General features: G+C 59.2%; 13 protein-coding genes. 8 read left to right on the top strand and 5 right to left on the bottom strand.

Annotated features, from left to right (window positions below):
* Nucleotides 1-374: 374 nt before the first annotated feature.
* A complete protein-coding gene (locus CXY78_RS03390) occupies nucleotides 375-1,436 on the top strand; it encodes a hypothetical protein (protein WP_104088092.1) in 1,062 nt (353 codons plus the stop codon).
* A gap of 578 nt (nucleotides 1,437-2,014) precedes the next feature.
* On the opposite strand, the gene CXY78_RS03385 is transcribed toward CXY78_RS03390, so the two are convergent.
* Nucleotides 2,015-2,890 (bottom strand): restriction endonuclease, encoded by an 876-nt coding sequence (locus tag CXY78_RS03385; protein ID WP_104088090.1) that lies wholly within the window; start codon nucleotides 2,888-2,890, stop codon nucleotides 2,015-2,017.
* A gap of 1 nt (nucleotide 2,891) precedes the next feature.
* The gene (locus tag CXY78_RS03380) at nucleotides 2,892-3,995 is read right to left on the bottom strand and encodes a hypothetical protein (RefSeq protein WP_104088088.1); all 1,104 of its coding nucleotides are present in this window, start codon (nucleotides 3,993-3,995) and stop codon (nucleotides 2,892-2,894) included.
* 1,346 nt (nucleotides 3,996-5,341) lie between these two features.
* Here CXY78_RS03380 and CXY78_RS03370 point away from each other — a divergent pair.
* Together CXY78_RS03370 and CXY78_RS03365 are read left to right on the top strand one after the other, a co-directional pair.
* Complete coding sequence (locus CXY78_RS03370) at nucleotides 5,342-5,722, top strand: hypothetical protein (RefSeq protein ID WP_369827233.1); 381 nt, start codon at nucleotides 5,342-5,344, stop codon at nucleotides 5,720-5,722.
* On the top strand, nucleotides 5,719-5,931 hold the full coding sequence (locus CXY78_RS03365; RefSeq protein ID WP_140425649.1) for a hypothetical protein: 213 nt from the start codon (nucleotides 5,719-5,721) through the stop codon (nucleotides 5,929-5,931). The genes CXY78_RS03370 and CXY78_RS03365 overlap by 4 nt, the downstream gene beginning before the upstream one ends.
* A 168-nt stretch (nucleotides 5,932-6,099) precedes the next feature.
* Here the strand turns inward: CXY78_RS03365 and CXY78_RS03360 are convergent, their stop codons facing one another.
* A complete protein-coding gene (locus CXY78_RS03360) occupies nucleotides 6,100-6,534 on the bottom strand; it encodes a hypothetical protein (protein WP_104088082.1) in 435 nt (144 codons plus the stop codon).
* Between the two features lie 1,235 nt (nucleotides 6,535-7,769).
* Between CXY78_RS03360 and CXY78_RS03355 the strand changes: the two genes are divergently transcribed.
* Nucleotides 7,770-8,213, top strand: a complete 444-nt coding sequence (locus CXY78_RS03355; RefSeq protein ID WP_158253258.1) for a DUF4232 domain-containing protein — start codon at nucleotides 7,770-7,772, stop codon at nucleotides 8,211-8,213.
* Nucleotides 8,214-8,236: 23 nt separating this feature from the next.
* Here the strand turns inward: CXY78_RS03355 and CXY78_RS03350 are convergent, their stop codons facing one another.
* Nucleotides 8,237-8,551 (bottom strand): hypothetical protein, encoded by a 315-nt coding sequence (locus CXY78_RS03350; protein WP_104088079.1) that lies wholly within the window; start codon nucleotides 8,549-8,551, stop codon nucleotides 8,237-8,239.
* A 295-nt stretch (nucleotides 8,552-8,846) separates the two neighbouring features.
* The gene (locus CXY78_RS03345) at nucleotides 8,847-9,431 is read right to left on the bottom strand and encodes a recombinase family protein (RefSeq protein WP_104088175.1); all 585 of its coding nucleotides are present in this window, start codon (nucleotides 9,429-9,431) and stop codon (nucleotides 8,847-8,849) included.
* Nucleotides 9,432-10,366: 935 nt separating this feature from the next.
* Between CXY78_RS03345 and CXY78_RS03340 the strand changes: the two genes are divergently transcribed.
* The 4 genes from CXY78_RS03340 to CXY78_RS03325 all read left to right on the top strand — a co-directional run bounded on the left by CXY78_RS03340 (nucleotide 10,367) and on the right by CXY78_RS03325 (nucleotide 20,463).
* A complete protein-coding gene (locus tag CXY78_RS03340) occupies nucleotides 10,367-10,549 on the top strand; it encodes a helix-turn-helix domain-containing protein (RefSeq protein ID WP_104088077.1) in 183 nt (60 codons plus the stop codon).
* A 75-nt stretch (nucleotides 10,550-10,624) separates the two neighbouring features.
* Entirely contained in the window at nucleotides 10,625-14,212 is a 3,588-nt protein-coding gene (locus CXY78_RS03335; RefSeq protein ID WP_233206073.1) for a helicase-related protein, read from the top strand.
* A gap of 44 nt (nucleotides 14,213-14,256) precedes the next feature.
* Nucleotides 14,257-17,058, top strand: a complete 2,802-nt coding sequence (locus CXY78_RS03330; RefSeq protein WP_104088074.1) for a DUF1156 domain-containing protein — start codon at nucleotides 14,257-14,259, stop codon at nucleotides 17,056-17,058.
* A 3-nt stretch (nucleotides 17,059-17,061) separates the two neighbouring features.
* Nucleotides 17,062-20,463 (top strand): DUF499 domain-containing protein, encoded by a 3,402-nt coding sequence (locus tag CXY78_RS03325; protein ID WP_104088073.1) that lies wholly within the window; start codon nucleotides 17,062-17,064, stop codon nucleotides 20,461-20,463.
* Nucleotides 20,464-20,760 lie beyond the last annotated feature (297 nt).

The following is a 20,760-nucleotide window of genomic DNA, read 5'->3' as shown; positions in this document are numbered from 1 at the left end:
GTCAAGGGGTGCCTGAGCCGCTTATCGATGTCCTCGTCGAGATGCCCGGCACGGTTACAACGCCGCAGATTCTGGCAGATCTGCAGAGCGAACCGTGTCCACGCGACAAAAGGGTATAGCCGGCGAGTGCAAAGCGATATGCCGCATCTATGTGCGGGTTAGCGTCCGCCAGCCTGTACCGATAACGCCGGTATTCTGTCGAATAAGCTCCTGCCACATCTGTTGGGGCACCGGCCCGAGACCCGCAGGGTCTGAAATGGTCAGAATCGCGGCGAACAGCACACCAGATTCAAAGGGTTGCTCACCAAAGCACACGCAACTGCTCGGATCTGTTGCGCGCGGTTGGGCCAGTGTAAATCAGAAGAAAGAGAACCATGGATATTGTAAGAGCGATGCTGATCGGGGTTGGTGGGCTCTTAGTCCTCGTCAACCTCGTTTCGGGAATTTTCGAGCTCTGCACACTCGGAACAATCCGCCCTCCGAAGCAAAAGACATTCACACAGCTCCGGCTCGCCGAAAACCAGTATCAGAACATCGTTGGCCCCGCCATTGGGGCGCTCATATCTGGTCTCTTTGTCAGCATTTCCGCTTCGTTCATTTATGACGGCATAACAATTCAAGGTGATTCATGGCGTCAGGTTGCCGGACCCGTCACGTTCATCTGCGGCGTAGTCGCGCTTATGATTACCCTCCGAGCGTTCCTCAATGGCGTGGGTGAGCCCGCGGAGCTGGCGCGCGATCCGTTCACCATACGCGCAGCAGCTGAGGAGTATTCCGCCGACCCACGCCGAGGACCATTGGACCCGAGTTTTCTTCAACACAGAATGAATGAGTGGACGCAATACATCTCTACTCGGGCCCTAAACATTGCAGCGGACAAGAACTCGCCCAACCTCGATCGGGTCCTCCTGGAGGCCGCCAAACAGCGCAAATTCTGGCGATCTGTTGCCGCATCGCTTCACGTCTATTTCGCTGCGTTCGTCCGTTTCCCCTTGCGTTTCGCCTGGCCACTTCTCGGGTTCGTCCTCCTTCCGGTAGGCGCAGTCTGGTCTGTGGTCAGCGAGACAGAGCTGGACTTCACCAGGTGGAGCTCGTTTGCCGCGGTCGCGGCCATGCTTGTGGTGTCCGTGGTACCAAGTGCGACGGTGACACTGTTCTATTGCGCTACCCGAGGAAATCGCGCGCGCCTGTGGCACCGCACACTCCTCGTAGGCGTCAACGATGCCCACAAGGCAATCGACGACGCACTCAGCGCTCACACTGCTATCGCGACAGAGGATGCCGTTCTTCAGCGATTCCTCGAACGCGCCCACATATTCCTTCAGGCGGACCAGTCTGCACGCGCAAAGTCGAACGTCACGTTCAGCTTGGGAATGTTTGACATAGCGATCACGTCGAAGACGCAGAAGCGCCCGAAGAAAGCTTCCCACCCTTAGCGCGCGCGGGAACGTGTCGCCGGAGGTGAACTGTTGTCCTATGGGTCCCGTCTAGCCCACCTAGGCAGGCCCCAAGCGCGGAAGATGCCCCCGACCCAATCTCGTAACCTTATGGTTTTGAGGCGTCTCACCAGCGACGCGCGGCGGGCGACTCAGTGGGACCATTTCATGTGGAGATCGGAGCTGGCGTTGGGGGATACGCACGTGATCTTGGGAAGGATTGGAAAGGTGGACTCCTTCCTTGACAAGCAGCGGTGCTTGGGGCTGCGTAAAGAGCGGCCGCCCTGTCCCGTTCGGCCAGGAATCCGTCGCCGTTGCAATTCACGAAGCCCAGATCGGTCACGCCAGTTATTACACGGCAGCCACCAATGATGCATACGTTCGTGTTGGAAATATGGATTAACTTCTCAACAGGGCGACGAAGCGCTTGACCTCGGTAAGACCTGAACTTGTTTCAAAGCCCAGAAGCCACACACAGGCTGCAAACACTTCCGGATCTGCAGCAAAGCGTGGGGCTGTCCGCGCGGACGAGCCGCTGCGGAGCCAATCGCGCGATGCAACTGCAAACACAAGTAGCCCTAGCGATTGTGGCTCGCGATCCATGCAAGGAATGTAGTCCTAGAAAAATCGGGGCCATCGCACGCTACCGAATTGTCAGCCAGGAGGGCCGCAACCAATTCGCCATCGAACACGCGAATGCCGGTTGAAGATGCCAACAGCCAGGCATCTTTAGACAACGACCCCGTAGTCAGAAAGAAGAGGAAGAGTGGATCGTACGGCTTCGCCGTGAACCCGCTAAGTGCTTTTCCTCCATCAGCAAAAATCCCATACTTCGAAAGTTCAGCTGATCCAATGAACTCCCGCAGGTCGGGCGTTGAGACCACTCCTGCATACTGCTTCGCCTGGCCGAGGACCCACGAGTTGAGTAGACGGTCGGGACCACCTAAATGGTAGATCTGGCCCAAACGACCCTGCATGATAATTTCACCGAACACATCAATTCCCTGATCATTCGATCTGGGCGTCAGCCGCGGGTTCTGACAACCGATGAGTGCGAGAATACCGCGACAGACCGCTTCGAACTCCCGCGGATCAATCGAGAGCAGCGCTTCAAGGTACAGGTCGAGATCTGCTCGCCTGGTCTTGGCTGATCGAATCTCGTCGGCATCGCCAGGTCCAGAAAAGCATGAACCTTGAAGAAACCGATCATCCGACGAGTTGAAGGCGAATCGAGTCGGACGACTTTTCGTAACGCGTTCGTTGTACTCAACCCGCAGCCTCCGAAGAAAGGCAACCACCCACCGTTCCGCACTAATTTCGGCCTGCTCGACGGAACTGAACCAACCTTCATCCGTTGCAATCTGAGCAAGCAGTGTTGAAGCTTCAACTGGCTCAGACCTCAGGTCGAACGAGGACATCATCCACTGCGCTGCGGCAGCCGGTCCAGGGCTCACCTTATGGGGCTGTCAGCTTCGCATGAGTACTAATCATTTTCTCTGCTGTCAGCTGAAGCTTGCGGATCAGCTCAAGGTCTTCGGCCGTCGCACTCTCCAGGTCAAGGACGCTGATCGACCCCAATGATGCGAGTGCTTCTGAAACCTCACTGCGCCACGACGACGAGAGTTCCTCTGCCTTCGCGAGCCCAAGCGCGTCACCGAACGATCGTTTGGGATCTAGCAGCGCACGCTTTGCCTCAGGGTTAGCCAAGATGTCACGCAGATCGCGCACCTGCGCGTAGCTGGCGATCTTCGGCGGGCTGGCCAGCAGATTCTCGTCATCGACGGCTTCCGTCGGAGTGATCAGCTGGTAAAACTGTCGAGTTTCTTCGGTGGATCCGAACTCATTCGCTGCATCAAGCCAACCAAGCCAGGCTCTCACTGCCGGAATCGACACCGCTTCATGGAATACCGGATAGAGCGATGGGTTTGCATAATCAGCGAAGTCCTCATCATCTTCCATCTGCTGGAGAGCCTTGAGAGCTCGGTATCGACGATTCACCTCATGCTTTGTCATGCCCAGTCGATCAGCGACTTCACCGCTCTCGAGCTGATGAGTGTCGCGCAGATCTCCGACAAGCTTCGCCCTCTGGTATCCACCCCATTGTTTGATCCCCCCGACGTGACGGATACCCATAATTGACAGGTACGTGGCATCGCCATCATCTGACTCGACGACAAGGACAGGCAGCGCGTCGAGGACCTCTAACACTGAATGCGGTACGTCGACCCCCGCAGAATGATCCTGCCTTATCCATTGCAGCGCAGCGAGTCGACGGTTCCCCTCCAGGACCAAGTAAAGCCATCCACCCGTCTCAAGTTCCTTGTACTTGCGGACGACGAGTCGTTCTACTGAGAGAAATCCATTGCTAACAATTGAACTCTTCAGTTCAACAAGCCCCTCGCCCCGAATTCTCTTTGCCGCGCGCTCCTGAACACTGGGCTCAGCAAAACGAGCAGGATCAGCCGCCAAGTAATCGGGCTCGTCCTGGAACCTGAAGTTGTTTGGATCCAGAAGGAGACTGGTCATCGGAAGGAACTTCTCGTCATACGTCGTAGCCATCGTTCCGCCCTCAAGTCTGGTTTTTCCACACTAACGAACATCGCGAGCCTCGACGGATCGATGTTGCGATTGATGGGCCCAGAATTGGTCCGGCGCACGCCATCTCTCCGTGATCTGGTCGAGGTCGAAAGAAGATCTGCACAGAGGATCAGTCCGATGTCGCACCGCCGCGCCGATGAGGTGATGGGTGTCACGCACTGCGCCGCGCGGCCTGCCGAGTTGACAGCGCAATTTTCGGGTCCGCCTAGCTCGATGCCTGGCTGTTAACTGGCGCGACACGAACGATTCATTTGCGGCAGCTTGTGCTTTGGACGATCGGAGGCCTGCGCGCCTACTTCTCAGAGGGGCAGCACGCCCCTCTCTCGCGCAATGCCGTGCCATTCATCGATGCGGGCGCGCAGGGCACTGCTCAGCTCACGAGCAGTTGTTGGGTGAAGGTTATGACGCACACCGTGGACTGTCACCTCGATGTATTCCCCCGTCTCATCGCTTGTAAGAGCTACTCCAACGTGACCGTTCGGCCAATTCCGTGGTATCTCTGGTTCGTGCGTTTCTGAGACCACGGCGCGCATCGTGCGGTCTGACGTCGCAGATCCCGCCGCCCGTGCGCTCCCGCTCCATTCATCGATGCGGCCTCGTAGCATGCTGCTGAGCGCCTCGGTGGTCGTCGTATGCAAGTAGTGCCTGACGTCGTAGATCATGACCTCCATGCACTCGTCCTGCGCGAGATCCGTAATCGCTACCCCAACATGCTGGCCTGCAGGCGCAGAGCCAGCATCAATTCGGCGGTCGCGCTTCCTGCGGCTTGCCTTACCCATAGCTCTCCTCGAATCAGTGGATTGGTTTCACCAGTATGGGTGACGCCGCATTGCTTGAAGTGTTCGCGACGTGACGCGTACTCAACCAAGAAGTTCTAAGACGTCGTTTCTGGCGATGTGAGCGACCTCGAGGCCGCGTTGCCGAAAAAAGAGAGTGGAGATGGCTGGTTTACCTACAGCACGTTAAGCGAGACGCAGTTTGAGCTTCACGTAAACCGCCAACCCCGATGTAGTCGTTAGGTTCCGCAGCTAGCTAACGGCGATTCTCGCGACATTGAGGTCCTCACCGTAGACGCAGAAGTACTCCGCTGACGCCGCTGGCCGCGTTCCCGCCGAATTCGCCCCTATCTCGTCCCGAAGGTAGGCGTAGACAATTTCACGACTGATTCCGAAGTGTCGAGCGAGAGCAGCTTTAGTGAGGGATTGTGCTGGGTTTACGGACACCCGCGGCTCGGACCGTTGGCTTGGTCCAGCCATGCGTGGTTCATCGGGTCCGCCATGATGGGTGCAGTGCTCCCGGCACTCGTTTTGAACGACCTCAAGCTCGGCGCCCTGGGACTGGGTCTAGTTCTCAGCGGAGCCGGAATCGGCTCGGTCATAGGAACTCTCCTTTCGCTGCGCGTTGGGGAGCGGTGGGGCACCGGCAAAGCAATCGTCATCGCCCGTCTGGTCCAGCCCGCAGCGCTGGCTCTGATCGCCCTTTCACCACTAATTGCGGTTGCCTTGGCTAGCGAGCCTCTGGATAATAATGCGGCTGGTCTTCCTGCTAATTGGTCACTGCCGCTCTGGGCCGCGTTCGCAGTGGCAGCGGGAGGCCAGCTCCTGTTCTGGCTATCCATGGGCGTCGAGGGCCCCTTGGAAATGGGATATCAACAGGCCGTGACGCCGGACAGGCTGATTGCTCGATGAGTGCCACTAAGCGTTTAATGAACCGGGGAATGATCGTCCTCGCGGCGCCCTTCGGTGGTGCACTCGCCATTCTCGTGACCTCATCCATCGCACTCGGGGTTACTGCCGGAGTGATGTTGGTCTCGGCTCTCGTTTTGCTGTTCTCAAAGTATCGAAGCGCAAACGTAGAAAGTGATCAACTCACCGACGAAGAAGCGCTTACACAATAAGCGATTCTCCGGATGCTGGCTCGCCGTAGACCGGACGAGCAATGCAACAAGCTAATCTCCGATAGCTACAGGCCCCGACAGGCCGCATCGACGTTGCTGCCACCATACTTTCAGAGCACTTATACGTCCCTACGGCTGATCGCGGACAGATGCGCCGGCATCGTTCTTTCACCCGTGCAATGTATTATCCGTATTCACCGAGACCGACAGCCCCATCGCGCCCATGAGTTCCACGCTCTGAATGACACGCGAATTGTCCATTAGGTCCTCAGTTTCCTCGATAGTCCAAGACTGACCTTCGCCATACTTCTCTTGGAGTTTGTGGATCTCTCGTGCCAACTGAAGTCTCGCGAGTTTCGTCTCTACTTTCGCCTGTTTCAGCCGCTCGCGTTTCAGCGCATTATCGAACTCCGCGGACTCCAATGCGGCATAACGCTCATCGACGCTGACGTCCATCGTCGCTTCGAGAACTGCATTATTGATAAGTTCTGTTTCGGTCGCCGCGTTCAAGGACCTGCGGTGTGCGACGCCGTTCAGCAAATCATTGATGAAGCCGCTTATACCCTCGGCGGTCCTCTTGAAAAACCCGAGTTCAGCTATCACATCGAGAGGGTTACGGTATGTGACAGAGACGACCTTAATGTCCTGCCGGGCGACCGCGAGTCCCCTCTTCAGAGGTATCCGACGCTCGAGCCTTCCACGGTCGGAACGCAGTACTAATTGCGATTCACGCCCGCCGTCCTCATTCGTATTTGCGAGATCGAGACCCCCCCCTCGATTCGAATATCCGGAGACACCGCTACATAGGCCACAGCGACCACATCGAGTACAGCTCCGGTCAACAGTGTGACGGCATCAGCACTCAATAGTGGGACTGTGTCAACTCGGCAATGCAGTTGGACTCTGGGTAAACCAGTTGCCTTGCGGGTGTCAGTCATGGTCATTGTCACAGTGTGCTTGTAAATCGCGGGTAGCGCCACTATCACTACCAGCAGCCGGCTAGGAAGTTCGGTCGGTCGGTGCATGGCGTACACGCCCGTGTGGACTGATCGAAAGACGGAGCCGTCAACACTAGCCGTGAGCAAGCTGCTCGAACCTGCTGCTGGTGGAAAGCGCACCTGTGTGCATAGCGTCTCCGGAAACCGCCGTGAGAGGGCTCCGCGACCTGGCTTTCACGGCGGAGTTCAGGTTGTCCGACATCGCGTGAGTGTCCCCGATCGTGAAACTCAGCAGAAGCGCCGCGCCAATCCGTGGCAGCTAAGACTCGCTCGGTGACGACAACGGACGGCAACCATTTGTGGGCTCATTCGCGTCCTTGCGCTTGCGACTCCCGGATGCCGGACCTTCTACGGAAATAGCCCCGCCGAGGCTGGGCGCAGCCGCCTCCCTGACCAGGCTTGTCGCGTTTACCCTGCCCGTAAGGAAATCCCGCTCACGTGCGTCTTACGGGACACGAATTCGAGTCTCTGGACGTCGTCCAACCAGGGGTTAGATGGGCCAGTACGGTTCCGAGACACGTTACGGTGGTCGTGGATAGCGTCTGCGACGGGGAGCGCCACGTATCCACCGCCGCGTTGCAATTTTGCTCGTACCTCTTGACCTCGTCATCCCTAATCGCAGAGCGGTGGTCATACATCAATGGACACCACGACGACCGGGGGAAACAAATGAAGAACACTTCTGTACTCTGCGCTGGATTAACCGTCGTCTTCTTCCTGACTGGCTGCTCCGGCCAGGTGAGCGGTGCGGCATCGACTTCGCCCCCTTCGCCCACTAGTACCGGTCACCCGTCGGCCTCCCCGTCGGCTCCTCCTTCGCCCGAACCGCCTGGTCCGGCGGTGTCCGAGCCCGCCGGATTCGCTGAATGTGACGGGGACAACCTGGACATCTCGATCACCGCACAGCCGATGGCCAGCGGAGCAGGTTCGTTCTACTCCGAGATCACGTTTACTAATACCAGCAGCGACACCTGTCTCGTCGAGGGACCGCCTTCCATCTTCAACCTCGCAGACAGCGCTACCGGGGCGGTCCCCGGCAAGCGCGCGGCAGACAGCGGGCTGCCAGAGGTCGTGCAACTTGCTCCTGGGGCGTCTGCCTACAGCACCATCCACTTCACCAATGCTGGAGCCTACGACTGTGAAACCGCCGTCGCCGATGTGGCCTACGTAAGTCCGCCCAATTGGGATTCATCGCGGACCATCGCGCTGGAAAGTCCCGTCACGGTCTGCAACACACCTGCTACCTACAACGTGTCGTGGATCAGCGCGACCAGTCTCTTCTGACCTAAACGAATGGGCAGCGACGCTCAGCCGCCGATGCAGTCGCCACTGCCGCTGTAGCAGGGTCGGTAGTCCGGATTGACGGTCGCCGCTGGAGGATCAGGGCGCCAATCGATCGCTGGAACGGACACTAACAACGACACACCCACGGTCAGGATCACAGCCACGCTCGCGATCAGCACGAAGCCGCCGCGGTGCCGCACGATCGCCCGCACGAGCAGTCCGACTTGGATGGCGATCGTAATCCCAGCGGTCGCCCAGTAGGTCGCTACGGCCGAGGATGACGGCTGCGTGTCAACGCTCGCTGAAAACCGCTGGCGGACGAGCTCGACGGTGAGCATGAAAGTAAGCAGCGCACACCCGACGGTGAGCAGGTCGAAACGGCCAGCCCTGGCGGGCCAAGTGGTGCGGTCGCTTACCGTCTCTACTTTGCCGCGTCCCTGCCACCCGCCCTTCCCGCCAGCCTAGGTCACCATCATTCGCCAGGTGATCGCCGGCAGGCGAACCGAAGTCCGATTGTCAACGACACCTTCAGCGTCCTCACGTCGCGGATATCCCAGGTTTCCCTGATATCCGAGTTTTGCGGATACGAAAACGCAGGGGCACTGCCGGCGTGGTATCCGGGCGTCGCTGCGTCTACTTTGCGTCGAGCTCCAAGATGCGCCGATACAAAGTGGCACGCGACATACTCAGATCCCGCGCAACCTGCGTGGCCGATTCCCCGGAGTTGATCAAGCGACGAGCGTTCAGGATCTGGCTTTCGGTGAAACGCGGGCGTCGTCCGCCAAGATCTTTACCCGCCGCCCGACGCTTGCTGACTCTGTCCACGATGCGTTCACGTTTGATGGCAAGTTCCATCTCCGCCAGAGCTGCCATGACCGTGAACACCATGCCGCCCATCGGCGTACTCGTATCCACGTCTCCCCCGCCCAGATTCAACACACGAAGCGCCGCACCACGCGTACGCAGACTTCCTGCGAGATCGAGCATGTTCGATGTCGACCGGCCCAAGCGGTCAAGCGTCGTAACGACCAGCGTGTCCCCCGCTTCCAGAGCATCCAGCGCTGCATCGAATCCTGGCCGCTGTGCCCGCCCGCCACTGACACCGTGATCAACGTAGACATCATCGCGGCGAACACCCGCAGCGAGCAAATCGCTGAGTTGCCGATCCGTTGTCTGGCTCTTGGTGGAGACCCGCGCGTATCCGATCAACTTTGCCAATGACGCCTCCAAGGTGTCTCGCAACCATCCTTGCCTACATGAATTCTATCCACGAGTAAAAACACACGTTGTGAGACACGCTGCCTCGCGAGCTGCCTGCAGGTAACTATGACCTCATCCCAGTCCGCGAAAGAGTTGCAGGTCTTGTCGGGCTGCACAATCGCCCATCATCGATCTGTCTCGACGAGATGTCTCGCAGCCCACAGGATACGAGACTGGTCCAAGACGAGCGATCCTCGAGCGCGAATGCCAAAGCACTGCAACGAATGCCCGAGCACGCTTACCCGGCTACGCTTCTCGACACGCACACCGTGCGTCCTCCTTGACGTTGAAAGGACGATGCAGATCATGCTCCACGGCGAGCGAGACACGACCACCACGACCCAGACACGGTAGGGATGCGTGCGACTATCGGGGGGAAAATTCAGACCCTTGAAGTGTGATGTCTGAGCTGAAAAGAGGTCGGCTTCGTTGGATCCGCGCGCTTCCAGCGTGGTACCGCCCGTATCGCGAGGTCCTTCGCGGGAGCCAGAAGGAAACGGAGCCGGCACAGATCGCTGCCGTACACGGTCAAAAACTGCGCGTCGAGTACATCTTGAATTATTCTCGCCACAAGAACGCGAGAAGGCTCAGTCACGGGTGCCACTATCTATGTCCCGCACAGCCGGAGAGTTGGACACCTTTACCCTGTCCAGACAACTCCGCTTCGATCAGCGCTTGGATCGCAAGCGACTTCTAGGGCGCTCAGGCCCGGTGATCCAGAACCGAAGACTGGTGCGTGATCATTTCGTCCCTGAGTTCGGTGAGCAGGTCCGCTGGGATTCGGCGGAGGCGCCGGACGTGCCGACGCATCACTTCCTCATTCCGAGCCGCATCGACCCGCTAGTCTCGGACATAGCCGGAAAGATCCGGTTCTATCTGCTTCGAGGATCTGCATGCCTGAACCGTGGCTGTCCGCCGATGACATCGCCGACTACTTAGGAGTGACCAAGGACACCATCTACGCCTGGATCGCCGACAAGGGGATGCCTGCCCACAAAGTCGGTCGGCTCTGGAAATTTCAAGCGAGCGAAGTTGACTTCTGGGTGCGGCGCGCAGACGCCGCACCGGCCAAGTAACGGCCTCGGCGCTGCCGCGATGTCGGCGACCTGACGTTTCCTGATCGACTTGCCAAATCTCCGAGGAGGAGTGAAGTGAATGAAGCCGCAATGACGCCAGCGGCGTTGCGTGTTGGTCAGCGCATCCGCGGGCTCCTCTCAGATAGGGCAGTGACCCTGATTGCGATCGATGCGATCGATGCGGCGCTCTTCGAGATCTTCTACCGGGATGATTCCGGACGCAGCGGTGCACGAACCGTGACCGACGCCGATATCGCTCGGCTCGAGCTTGCGCGCGACTACGACGAAGCACCCCCGTTCGACGGCGACCCCGACGAGTTTCAACTCGCCGCCGAAGCGTTGCGCATCAAGTATGCGGCGCTCTACGACCCGATGGCGGCGGTCAACAGCTCCGAGGTTGACCCACTGCCCCATCAGATTCGCGCCGTCTACGAAGACCTGTTGCCACGAATTCCCCTTCGCTTCCTCCTTGCCGACGACCCCGGCGCCGGCAAGACGATCATGGCCGGCCTCTACCTCAAAGAGCTGATCATGCGATCAGACTGCGAACGCGCCGTCATCATCGCTCCCGGCGGTCTTGTCGAGCAGTGGCGCGAAGAACTCTCGCAGAAGTTCGACTTGCACTTCGAGGTCTTCAACCGCCAGATGGTCGATGATGCCGAGGGCCGCAACGTCTTCGACCAGCACCCTTACCTAATCGTTCGAATGGATCAGGTCTCTCGGAGCGAAGACCTCATGGAGCAGCTGTCTGACGTGACATGGGATGTCGCAATCGTCGACGAGGCCCACCGGATGTCTGCGCACTACTCGTCGTGGGCCGGCGAGGTGGACGAGACAAAGCGCTTCCGGCTCGGGCGCCTGCTCTCCGAAACCGCCCACAACTTCCTGCTCATGACAGCGACGCCACACGCTGGCAAAGAAGAAGACTTCCAACTCTTCATGTCACTCCTCGACCGCGACAGATTCGAGGGTCAATTCCGACAGGGCGTGCACCGCACCGACACAAGAGGCTTAATGCGGCGCATGGTCAAGGAGGACCTTCTCACGTTTGAAGGCAAGCCGCTCTTCCCCGAACGCCGCGCGTACACAGTTGAGTATGACTTGAGCCCCGCCGAGCGCGACCTCTACGAAGAAGTCACCAACTACGTGCGCACAGAAATGGGCCGTGCGGAACGCATTGCCGCCGAAGGCGACAGGAAGCGCGGCAACAACGTCGGCTTCGCACTCACCGTGCTCCAGCGTCGACTTGCGTCCAGCCCCGAGGCGATCCTGCGCTCACTGGTGCGACGACAACAGCGGCTCGAGACGAAACTCCGCGAGATGCAGCGGGCGACCGATACCGCGCGAAACAGCACCAGTATCTCCGCACACATCGACCAGTGGACTTCGGGCCGAACGGAGCTGGATTTCTCCGAGGCGGCGCTCCCGTCCCTGTCAGTAGACGACTACGACGAGCTCGACGACGAGACAACCGACGACGAGCGCTCTCGTTTCGAAGCGCAGGTCGAGAGCGTTGTGGACCTTGCAACAGCAGCGCGGACGATCCCCGAGTTGCAGGCTGAAATCGCGATTCTTGAAGAACTCATCCGCGCGGCCCGGCGCGTCCGTCTCCTAGACGATGACAAGAAGTGGGTGGAGCTGCGAACCATCCTCGACGAGCAGTTACTCACGAACGCTACCTCGGGCGAAGTGCGGAAGATCATCATTTTCACTGAGCACAGAGATACCCTCGACTACCTGCAGACGAAGATCTCCTCGCTCCTCGGCCGCGCAGACTCAGTGATCACTATCCATGGCGGTGTCCGGCGCGAAAACCGCAAGGCTGCCACTGAACGGTTTACGAACGACCCCGACACTGTCGTGATGCTCGCCACCGACGCCGCCGGCGAAGGCCTCAACCTTCAGCGCGCCCACCTCATGGTGAACTACGACCTACCGTGGAATCCGAATCGAATCGAGCAACGCTTCGGCCGCATCCACCGCATCGGACAGCGCGAAGTGTGCCATTTGTGGAATATGGTCGCCAAAGACACCCGCGAAGGTGACGTCTTTACCCGGCTCCTGTCGAAGATCGACCAGATGTCGCTCGCATACAACGGAAACCTGTTCAACGTCCTCGGCGACGCCGACGCTTTCCAAGAGCGTTCCCTACGCGACTTACTGATCGAGGCGATCCGTTACGGTGACCTGCCAGAAACCAAAGCACGACTCGACCACATCATCGACGCCAGCGTCTCTCACGGACTCGACGACATGCTAGAAGAGCGCGCATTGCACCCCGAGATGTACAACTCGCTTAATCTCGAAGAGGTCCGGGCCCGCATGGAGAAAGCCCGGGAACGTCGGCTCCAGCCGGGTTACATCGCGGCGTTCTTCGTTCCCGCCTTCGAACGCCTCGGCGGGAGAATCCGCCGTCGCGAAAAGGGCCGCTACGAGCTCACCCGCGTCCCGACGCGCGTCATCGACTCAGCGCGGCGCTTGAACCGGTGGGCACCTATCGCAGAGCAATACGAGCGAATCACGTTCGAGCTGGAGAAAAAGAACGCAGATGGACAGATTAAGGCGGCGCTGATCGCCCCCGGTCACCCGCTGCTACAGGCCGTGATTGAGGCAACCATCGAGGATCTCGGCGGAGTGCTCAGGCGCGGTACGATCCTCGTTGACCGCCGCGATAAGCAGGCAACCGAACCTGCTCTGCTCTACATGGTTGAGCAGAAACTCCAAAACACGGCGTCTGATTCCGACACAATCTCACATCACTTCGACTATTCAGAGCTCTCAGCCGGCGGCGGCGTCGCCGTCTCGCCAACCCCGCCTTACCTCGATTACGACGGTCCCCAACCTGACGAGGTCGCACAGATCGAACAGATTGTGGCGAGCGGTTGGGTTAGGGAGAACCACGAGAAACTCATCCGCGCCCAAGCCTTCCGATACGGTCTGCAGCCAAGAATCGATGAAGTGAAGGCACGTTTGGAGATCGAAACGACCCGAACCCGAGACCAGGTGCGTGAGCGACTCCTCGCCGAGATCAACCACTGGGATCGCGAGCGCAACCGACTCGACGCGCTCGAGCGAGGCGGCACGATCGGTCGCGTTCGCGCCGAAGCAGCGCTCGCTCGCGCGCGTGAACTCGACGTGCGACTCGGCCGCCGTATGCGGGAACTCGACCAGGACGGCGACGTAGTGCCCGTCCCATCAGTAATCCGGGCTATAGCACTCGTAGTGCCCAGCGGTATGTTTGCCGCAGCAGAGAATGTGCCGCACACGTTCGCGCGCAACACCGAAGTGGTTGAACGCCGCGCGGTGGAGGTAACCCTTGCCGCCGAGCGAGGGCTGGGTCGAAAGCCTGTCGAGATGGCTCGGAACAATCCCGGCTATGACATTCAATCGACGGATGCCGATGGTCGCGTGTTCTACATCGAGGTCAAGGGCCGCATCGAGGGGTCTGACACGTTCACGATCACTGCGAACGAGGTTGCCTTTGCCCACACCCAGGGTGAACGTCACCGGCTCTCGCTCGTCAGCGTCTCGGCGACAGACTCGGCTCAGGACCAACTCCGCTACGTCTCAGGCGCGTTCGATCACGTGGATCCCTCAGACACAACGCGCTCCCTCAACGAGGAATGGCGTGACTACTGGGATCGCGGCGGAGGCCCGCGATAACCGAGCCGCTCCAGCTTTTGCCCGTCCTGCCGAAAGATGTAAATATGACCCGTACGTCCAAGAAGAAACTCATTGAGACTTCGCTGCCGCTCGAAGCGATCAACGAAGCCAGCGGGCGTGAGAAGTCTTTGCGACAGGGTTTGCCATCCACAATGCATCTGTGGTGGTCACGGAAGCCACTTGCAACTTCGCGCGCGATCATCTTTGCCCAGTTGGTGGACGATCCAACAGCACGTCCAGATGAATTTCCGACCGTTGAAGCCCAGGATGCTGAGCGCGCTCGACTGCATCGGCTGATAACGAGACTTGCGCTATGGGAAAACAGTAACGACGCGGCTCTTCTAGAGCAGGCACGTATCGAAATCAAAAAGTCTAATGATGGAAAGCTTCCCGGCGTCACCGATCCTTTTGCGGGTGGCGGATCTATCCCGCTGGAGGCCGCTCGACTGGGTCTTCCAGCGAGTGCTGCCGACCTCAATCCCGTGGCAGTCCTGCTGAACAAAGCGTTAATCGAGATCCCCGCACGTTTCGCAGGAATGCCACCGGTGTCTCCCCGTTCCACGGACAGGGGCTTTTCCTGGGGTGGCACATTAGGGCTCGCAGAAGACGTTCGCCTCTACGGAGAGTGGGTTCGGGAAGCCGCCTTTGAACAGATTGGCCACCTCTACCCCAAGATCACAGAAGCCGATGGCACGCAACGTGAAGTCCTCGCGTGGAAGTGGGCGAGAGTGGTCACGAGCCCAAACCCCGCTAACCCCGTTGATGCGCCGCTGGTCAATTCTTGGTGGCTGGCGAAGAAAAAGGGCAAGGAGGCATGGGTTCGACCTTATCTTGACGGACAGAAATTGCGTTATGAGGTGGTCCATAGCTCTGACGGCCCGAGAAGTGTCAATGACGGCACCGTCGGTCGAAGCGGTGCGATCTCGTACATAGACAAGACGCCCATCTCACTCGACTACGTCCGCAAAACCGCTCAGGCGGGCAACATGCGCTACCGAATGATGGCCGTGATTGCTAAGGGTGACAGGCAGCGCATCTACAGGACGGTGACTGCGGAGGACGAAGAGTTGGCTGCCGTGGTGCGGCCCACCGATGCTCCACAGCAGCAGACTCCGGTGGCGGGTCTCGGCGTGAGCGTTCAAAATTATGGAATCGATCACTGGTCAGATCTGTTTACCGACCGTCAGCTCACTGCAATGACAACCTTCTCGTCACTGGTCCGGCGCGCGCGAAGCGAAGTTCTCAGGGACGCCCTGGAATCAGGCATGTCCCATGGGATTGCACTTGATCAGGGCGGCGATGGCGCGCTCGCATACTCGGAAGCCGTCGGCACGTATCTTGCGCTGGCGGTAAGCAAGTTGGCTGAGTACAACAACACCTTGTGCAGGTGGATGTCCCAACCGAAAAATGAGCTTGTAGGAAGCTCGTTCTCGATGCTTGCCATCACAATGGCATGGGATTTTGCTGAAGCGAACGTGTTTTGCTCGTCATCAGGTAGTTGGGACGCGGTCCTGAAGCCCGTCGCGAAATCAATTGAATACCTCCCGTCGTCTGTGACCGGAACGGCCGTAATGCGTGATGCGGCTCAGGCCGATTATCCGTCCAACGTTGTTGTATCCACGGACCCGCCCTACTATGACACCGTCGGATACGCCGATATGGCGGACTTTTTCTATGTCTGGCTGCGTGAAGAACTTGCAGACGTCTATCCAACGCTCTTCTCGACCCTACTCACCCCGAAGGATCAAGAGCTGGTTGCGAACCCGCATCGTCTTGGTGGCAAGAGTCACGCAAGGGACTTCTTTATCTCAGGATTCAACGAGGTTTTTCGCAACATTCGTCGAGGCATGTCAACACACGATGGTGTGCCACTCACTGTGTATTACGCATACAAGCAGACGGAAACTGACGGGAACGGCAAAGTCTCAACCGGATGGCACACCCTGCTCGACGGGCTTGTGAATTCCGGCTGGGAGATCACCGCAACCTGGCCCGTCAGAAGCGAGCGCGGCGGCAGGATGAGGGGAGTGAGTAGCAATGCGCTCGCATCGTCGATTGTTCTTGCATGTCGTCCCAGACCGGAAGATGCTGCGGCCATTACACGACGCACATTTATCTCGATGCTTAAGGCCGAGCTGCCGGGATCGCTTCGAACCCTGATGCTGGGGGGTATCGCCCCGGTGGATCTCGCACAGGCCGCGATCGGCCCCGGAATCTCCGTGTTCTCTCGGTACTCCCGAGTCCGTGAAGCCGATGGTTCGGACATGTCGGTAAAGGATGCGCTCATCCTGGTCAATGCCACACTCGATGAGGTCATCGGCGATCAGGAGTCTGACTTCGATTCCGACACTCGGTTTGCGATCAAGTGGTATCGCCAGTACGGCTGGGAGAGAGAAAACTCGGGAATTGCCGACCAGCTCGCGCGTTCATCAGACACCTCAGTTGGCACGCTTGAGCGCGGTGGAATTTTCGAAGCCAAAGGCGGCAAAGCGCGTCTGCTCGCCCCGTCGCAGCTGGATGGTGCCTGGGACGCCGCGGCAGACGATCGGGTCAGCGTGTGGGAGGCCACAGTGCGTCTCGCGGCGGTCATGGCTAAGGATGGGGCTGACAAAGTCGCTGAACTCCTTCCGACTGTGCAAACTCGAGTCAACCTCGACGCGGTCAAGGAGCTGGGCTTTCTTCTCTTCCTCGAGGCAGAGAAAAAGAACGACTCGAAGGACGCCGGGCTCTTCAACGGGCTGGTGAGCGCATGGAGTGATCTCAGTGAGCGTGCCCGACGGCTCGCGGCGGAAGCGCCGCGTATGGGCTCGCAGCAGACGTTTGACATAGACGACATGGAGGGCTGACCGATGGCGATCAACAATCAGGAACGACTCTTTAAGGCCTTCGGCCTCCTCGCCGAGGGGCTTGCAGATGTCGTCGACGAAGTCATGGCCGAGGGGCTCGGAACGGCTGACTGGAACACAAAGTGGGCCTCCGAAGACGCGACCAAGAACGGCCGAGCGCCGCAGCAGATGGATAAGGATGACATCCAGGTCCTGCTTCGTGCTCTCACGGAGAAGAGCTATTACTTCAAGGACGTGATATCGCGGGCGCAACAGGGCTACGCGGCAGAGCTGCGTGAGGTCCGCAACGTCGTCATGCACGGACAAGCGGGCAAGCTCAGTTCCGATGACACAGCTCGGGCCCTCGACACGATGGAACGTCTACTCCATGCTGTTGGGGCAGTGGACTCAGCTAAAGACGTTCGCAGCATGCGGATCGACCTCCAACGCACCGTGTTTGAAGATCAGACCCGAAAGCAGGTCAAGCGAAGCGTCGTTTCGACCACCCCCGACGCGGGACTACGCCCGTGGCGCGAAGTCATCCAACCCCATCAGGACGTCGCTCGCGGCGAGTTCACCGCCTCGGAATTTGCAGCAGACCTGCACCTCGTGCACACAGGGCAAGCGCTCGGGTCTGAGTACAACGAGCCGGTCGAGTTCTTTAGGCGCACCTACCTCACCGAAGGCTTGCGAGATCTGCTTTCCCGTGCGCTCCGACGCTTGAATGGTGACGGTAACGCCAGCCCCGTTGTGAATCTGCAGACTAACTTCGGCGGCGGCAAGACCCACTCGATGCTCGCGCTTTATCATCTGTTCAGCGGTACCGACGCGACCCACCTGCCGAATGAGCTGCAGGAGCTTATTGCCGCTGCGGGGATTGAACGTCTCGAGAATCTGAAGGTCAAGCGCGTCGCGCTCGTAGGCACCTACTTGAAAGCTGGGTCGCCGTCCGTCAAGGCTGATGGTACCGAAGTCCGCACGTTGTGGGGCGAGCTCGCGTGGCAACTCGGCGGACGTGAGGCCTATGATTTCGTGGCCGCGGACGACGTGGCCGGCACGAATCCGGGAGATGCATTGCTTAGCCTCTTCCAGAAATACGGTCCTGCGCTGATCCTGATCGACGAGTGGGTGGCTTACGCACGACAGCTCGTGACGGACAAGGAACTGCCTGCCGGATCATTCGAGACCCAGTTCACTTTTGCTCAGTCGCTGACCGAGATCGTGAAGTCGGTGCCTGGCGTGATGCTTGTCGTGTCAATCCCGGCATCCGACACTGGACCCGACGGCAGCGGCGCCGACATCGAGATCGGTGGCGCGAACGGGCAGCTCGCGTTGGAGCGCTTGCAGAATGTCATCCGCCGCGTGGCAGACCAGTGGAGACCGTCAAGCAAAGACGAATCCTTCGAAATCGTCCGCCGTCGACTGTTTCAGGCCCCCAATGCCGAGGGGTTGACTGCGATCTCTGCCACAGCCCGTAGCTTCGTCACGATGTACCGGACAAACAGGGAACTGTTCCCGCGCGACGCCACAACGCCGGGAGACGAGTACGAAGACAGGATCCGCGCCTCCTACCCGCTACATCCTGAACTGCTCGACAGACTTTACGAGGACTGGTCGACGCTAGAGCGGTTCCAGCGCACGCGCGGCGTTCTTAAGCTGGTGTCGTCAATCGTTCACGAACTCTGGGTGTCAGACGACGCCGCACCGTTGATCATGCCCGGCTACGTGCCCCTCGATGCAAGCACGGTAAATACCGACCTCACACAGTATCTCGAGGATCAGTGGAGGCCAATCATCGACTCCGATATTGATGGTTCGGGTTCGACCGCAGCCGAGATCGACAAGAGCCGCCCAGCACTTCAGGCACGCCACGTCACCCAGCGCATCGCCCGCACGATCTTTATGGGTGCCGCTCCCCGCAGCAAGTCCAGCCGTAAGGGTCTGGACAAGCAGTATGTGTGGCTCGGCACGGGTACTCCCGGAGACACGCTCGGCAACTTCGGTAGCGCAATCGATCAGCTTGCTCAGCGCTCAACATACTTCTACGAAGAGCAGGGCCACTACTGGTTCGATACTCAGCCCTCGGTCACCAAGACAGCGAGCGACTACGCCGAGCGCCTCCGTGAGGACGTCGAAACTGTGTGGAACGAAATCGTGCAACGACTGCGCGGGGAGGAACGTTCCCGTGGCGTGTTTGACCGCGTTCATGTCGCCCCGGAGTCAAGCGCAGATGTTCCGGACCTTGAGAACACGCGCCTCGTGATCGTGCACCCGCGTTACGCGCGCCGCAAGCAAGACGACATGGATTCGGCAGCGCATCAGTGGGTGCACGGCGCAATCGAATCAAAGGGTGCGAGCCAGCGCATCCACCGCAACACGCTCGTTTTCCTGATGGCTGATAAGAGCGAGTTGGAAAGTTTGGAGGCTGCAACTCGCAGTTACCTCGGCTGGAAACGGGTTCAGGCCACAAGCGACTCGCTCAACCTGTCGACCCAGCAACGCAAACAGACCGACGAATGGGTGACTCGACTCAACCAGACGGTGACGGACCGGATCCGCGAGACCTTCGCGTGGGCTTTGTATCCGGAGCAGTTTGACCCGACTAAGCCTTTCGAACTCATGAGCGAAAAGGTGCCCGACTCTGGCGGCCGTTCGCTCGCCGAGCGCGTTGCATTAAAGCTCGGGCGGGATGATCAGCTCGTGACCGAGCTCGGCGCGCCGATTCTCGGCGCCACGTTGCATGAAGAGCTCGGAAAACTGTGGACTAACGCACGAGAAATGAGCGTCGGCGAGCTTTGGGGGTACTTCACGCGATACATCTACCTACCTCGCCTCATCAAGCGCGAGGTGCTTGACTCCGCGCTCGAGCACGCGCTCAGCGCAGTGCTGGTCGACGGCGAGCGTTTCGCGATTGCATCTGGCAAGGATCCAGAGACGGGTCGCTACCGCGGGCTCATTGTTCCTCCTGACCACAGTGCAGCGCTTCAGTTCACCGATAGTACTATGCTCGTCGACTGGGATAACGCTGAGGAACAGGCCCGCGCCGACCGTGTTGCAGCTGGGCGTGTGGCTGAATCCAAAGCGGCCAGTGAGGGTTCAACGCCAATCGGGCCGGGCGACTTCGCAACACCAAACGCCACCATGGATGTGACGGACGACGAGACTGTGTCTGAGGCAGGCGGCACGCAGTGGCCAGTCCGCTACTTCGGCTCGATGAAGGTAGATCCGACACGTTACTCGAGAGATATTGGCAACGTAACCAGGGAAGTCATCGACCGCTTGGTGGGTACGGGCGCGAAGCTAGAGATCACGATCGACATCCAGGCGTCCAAGGCGGACGGCTTTGACGAGGGCGAGGTGCGCACGATATCGGAGAACACTCGCGTGTTGAAGTTCGAACCGAGTTCCGGCTTCGAGAACGCCTGAGTTCATCGCTCAACCACCCGCGTGAAGATGCACGCTGAGCGAAGCCCGCCGACAAGCGCTAGTCGCGATCGACTTCTAAAATCGTCCTGGCGATCGTCGCAGCTTTGGCGACCTGCACTTAATCAAGGGCCCTCCCACCACGGGCCAGTGACCACTCGCCGAAGCGCCCCGCCCGCGCGGGAACAAACATGCACCTGACTATGTTCGAGCGCGCCGCCTGTCAAGGGCCATGAGGAACGGCCCACTGGCGGCCACTAGAAATGCCCGCTGGTGGCCATGAAAACTGCCCAGTCATGG

It is taken from the genome of Cryobacterium sp. N19, assembly GCF_002929595.1.
GTDB lineage: Bacteria > Actinomycetota > Actinomycetes > Actinomycetales > Microbacteriaceae > Cryobacterium > Cryobacterium flavum.
This window is presented reverse-complemented; position numbering and strand designations above follow the sequence as displayed.

Coding starts and splice junctions, on each gene's coding strand:
- CXY78_RS03330 (WP_104088074.1), top strand. CDS start 14,257: ATGACCCGTACGTCCAAGAAGAAACTCATTGAGACTTCGCTGCCGCTC.
- CXY78_RS03325 (WP_104088073.1), top strand. CDS start 17,062: ATGGCGATCAACAATCAGGAACGACTCTTTAAGGCCTTCGGCCTCCTC.
- CXY78_RS03350 (WP_104088079.1), bottom strand. CDS start 8,551: ATGCTCACCGTCGAGCTCGTCCGCCAGCGGTTTTCAGCGAGCGTTGAC.
- CXY78_RS03380 (WP_104088088.1), bottom strand. CDS start 3,995: ATGGCTACGACGTATGACGAGAAGTTCCTTCCGATGACCAGTCTCCTT.
- CXY78_RS03390 (WP_104088092.1), top strand. CDS start 375: ATGGATATTGTAAGAGCGATGCTGATCGGGGTTGGTGGGCTCTTAGTC.
- CXY78_RS03340 (WP_104088077.1), top strand. CDS start 10,367: ATGCCTGAACCGTGGCTGTCCGCCGATGACATCGCCGACTACTTAGGA.
- CXY78_RS03365 (WP_140425649.1), top strand. CDS start 5,719: ATGAGTGCCACTAAGCGTTTAATGAACCGGGGAATGATCGTCCTCGCG.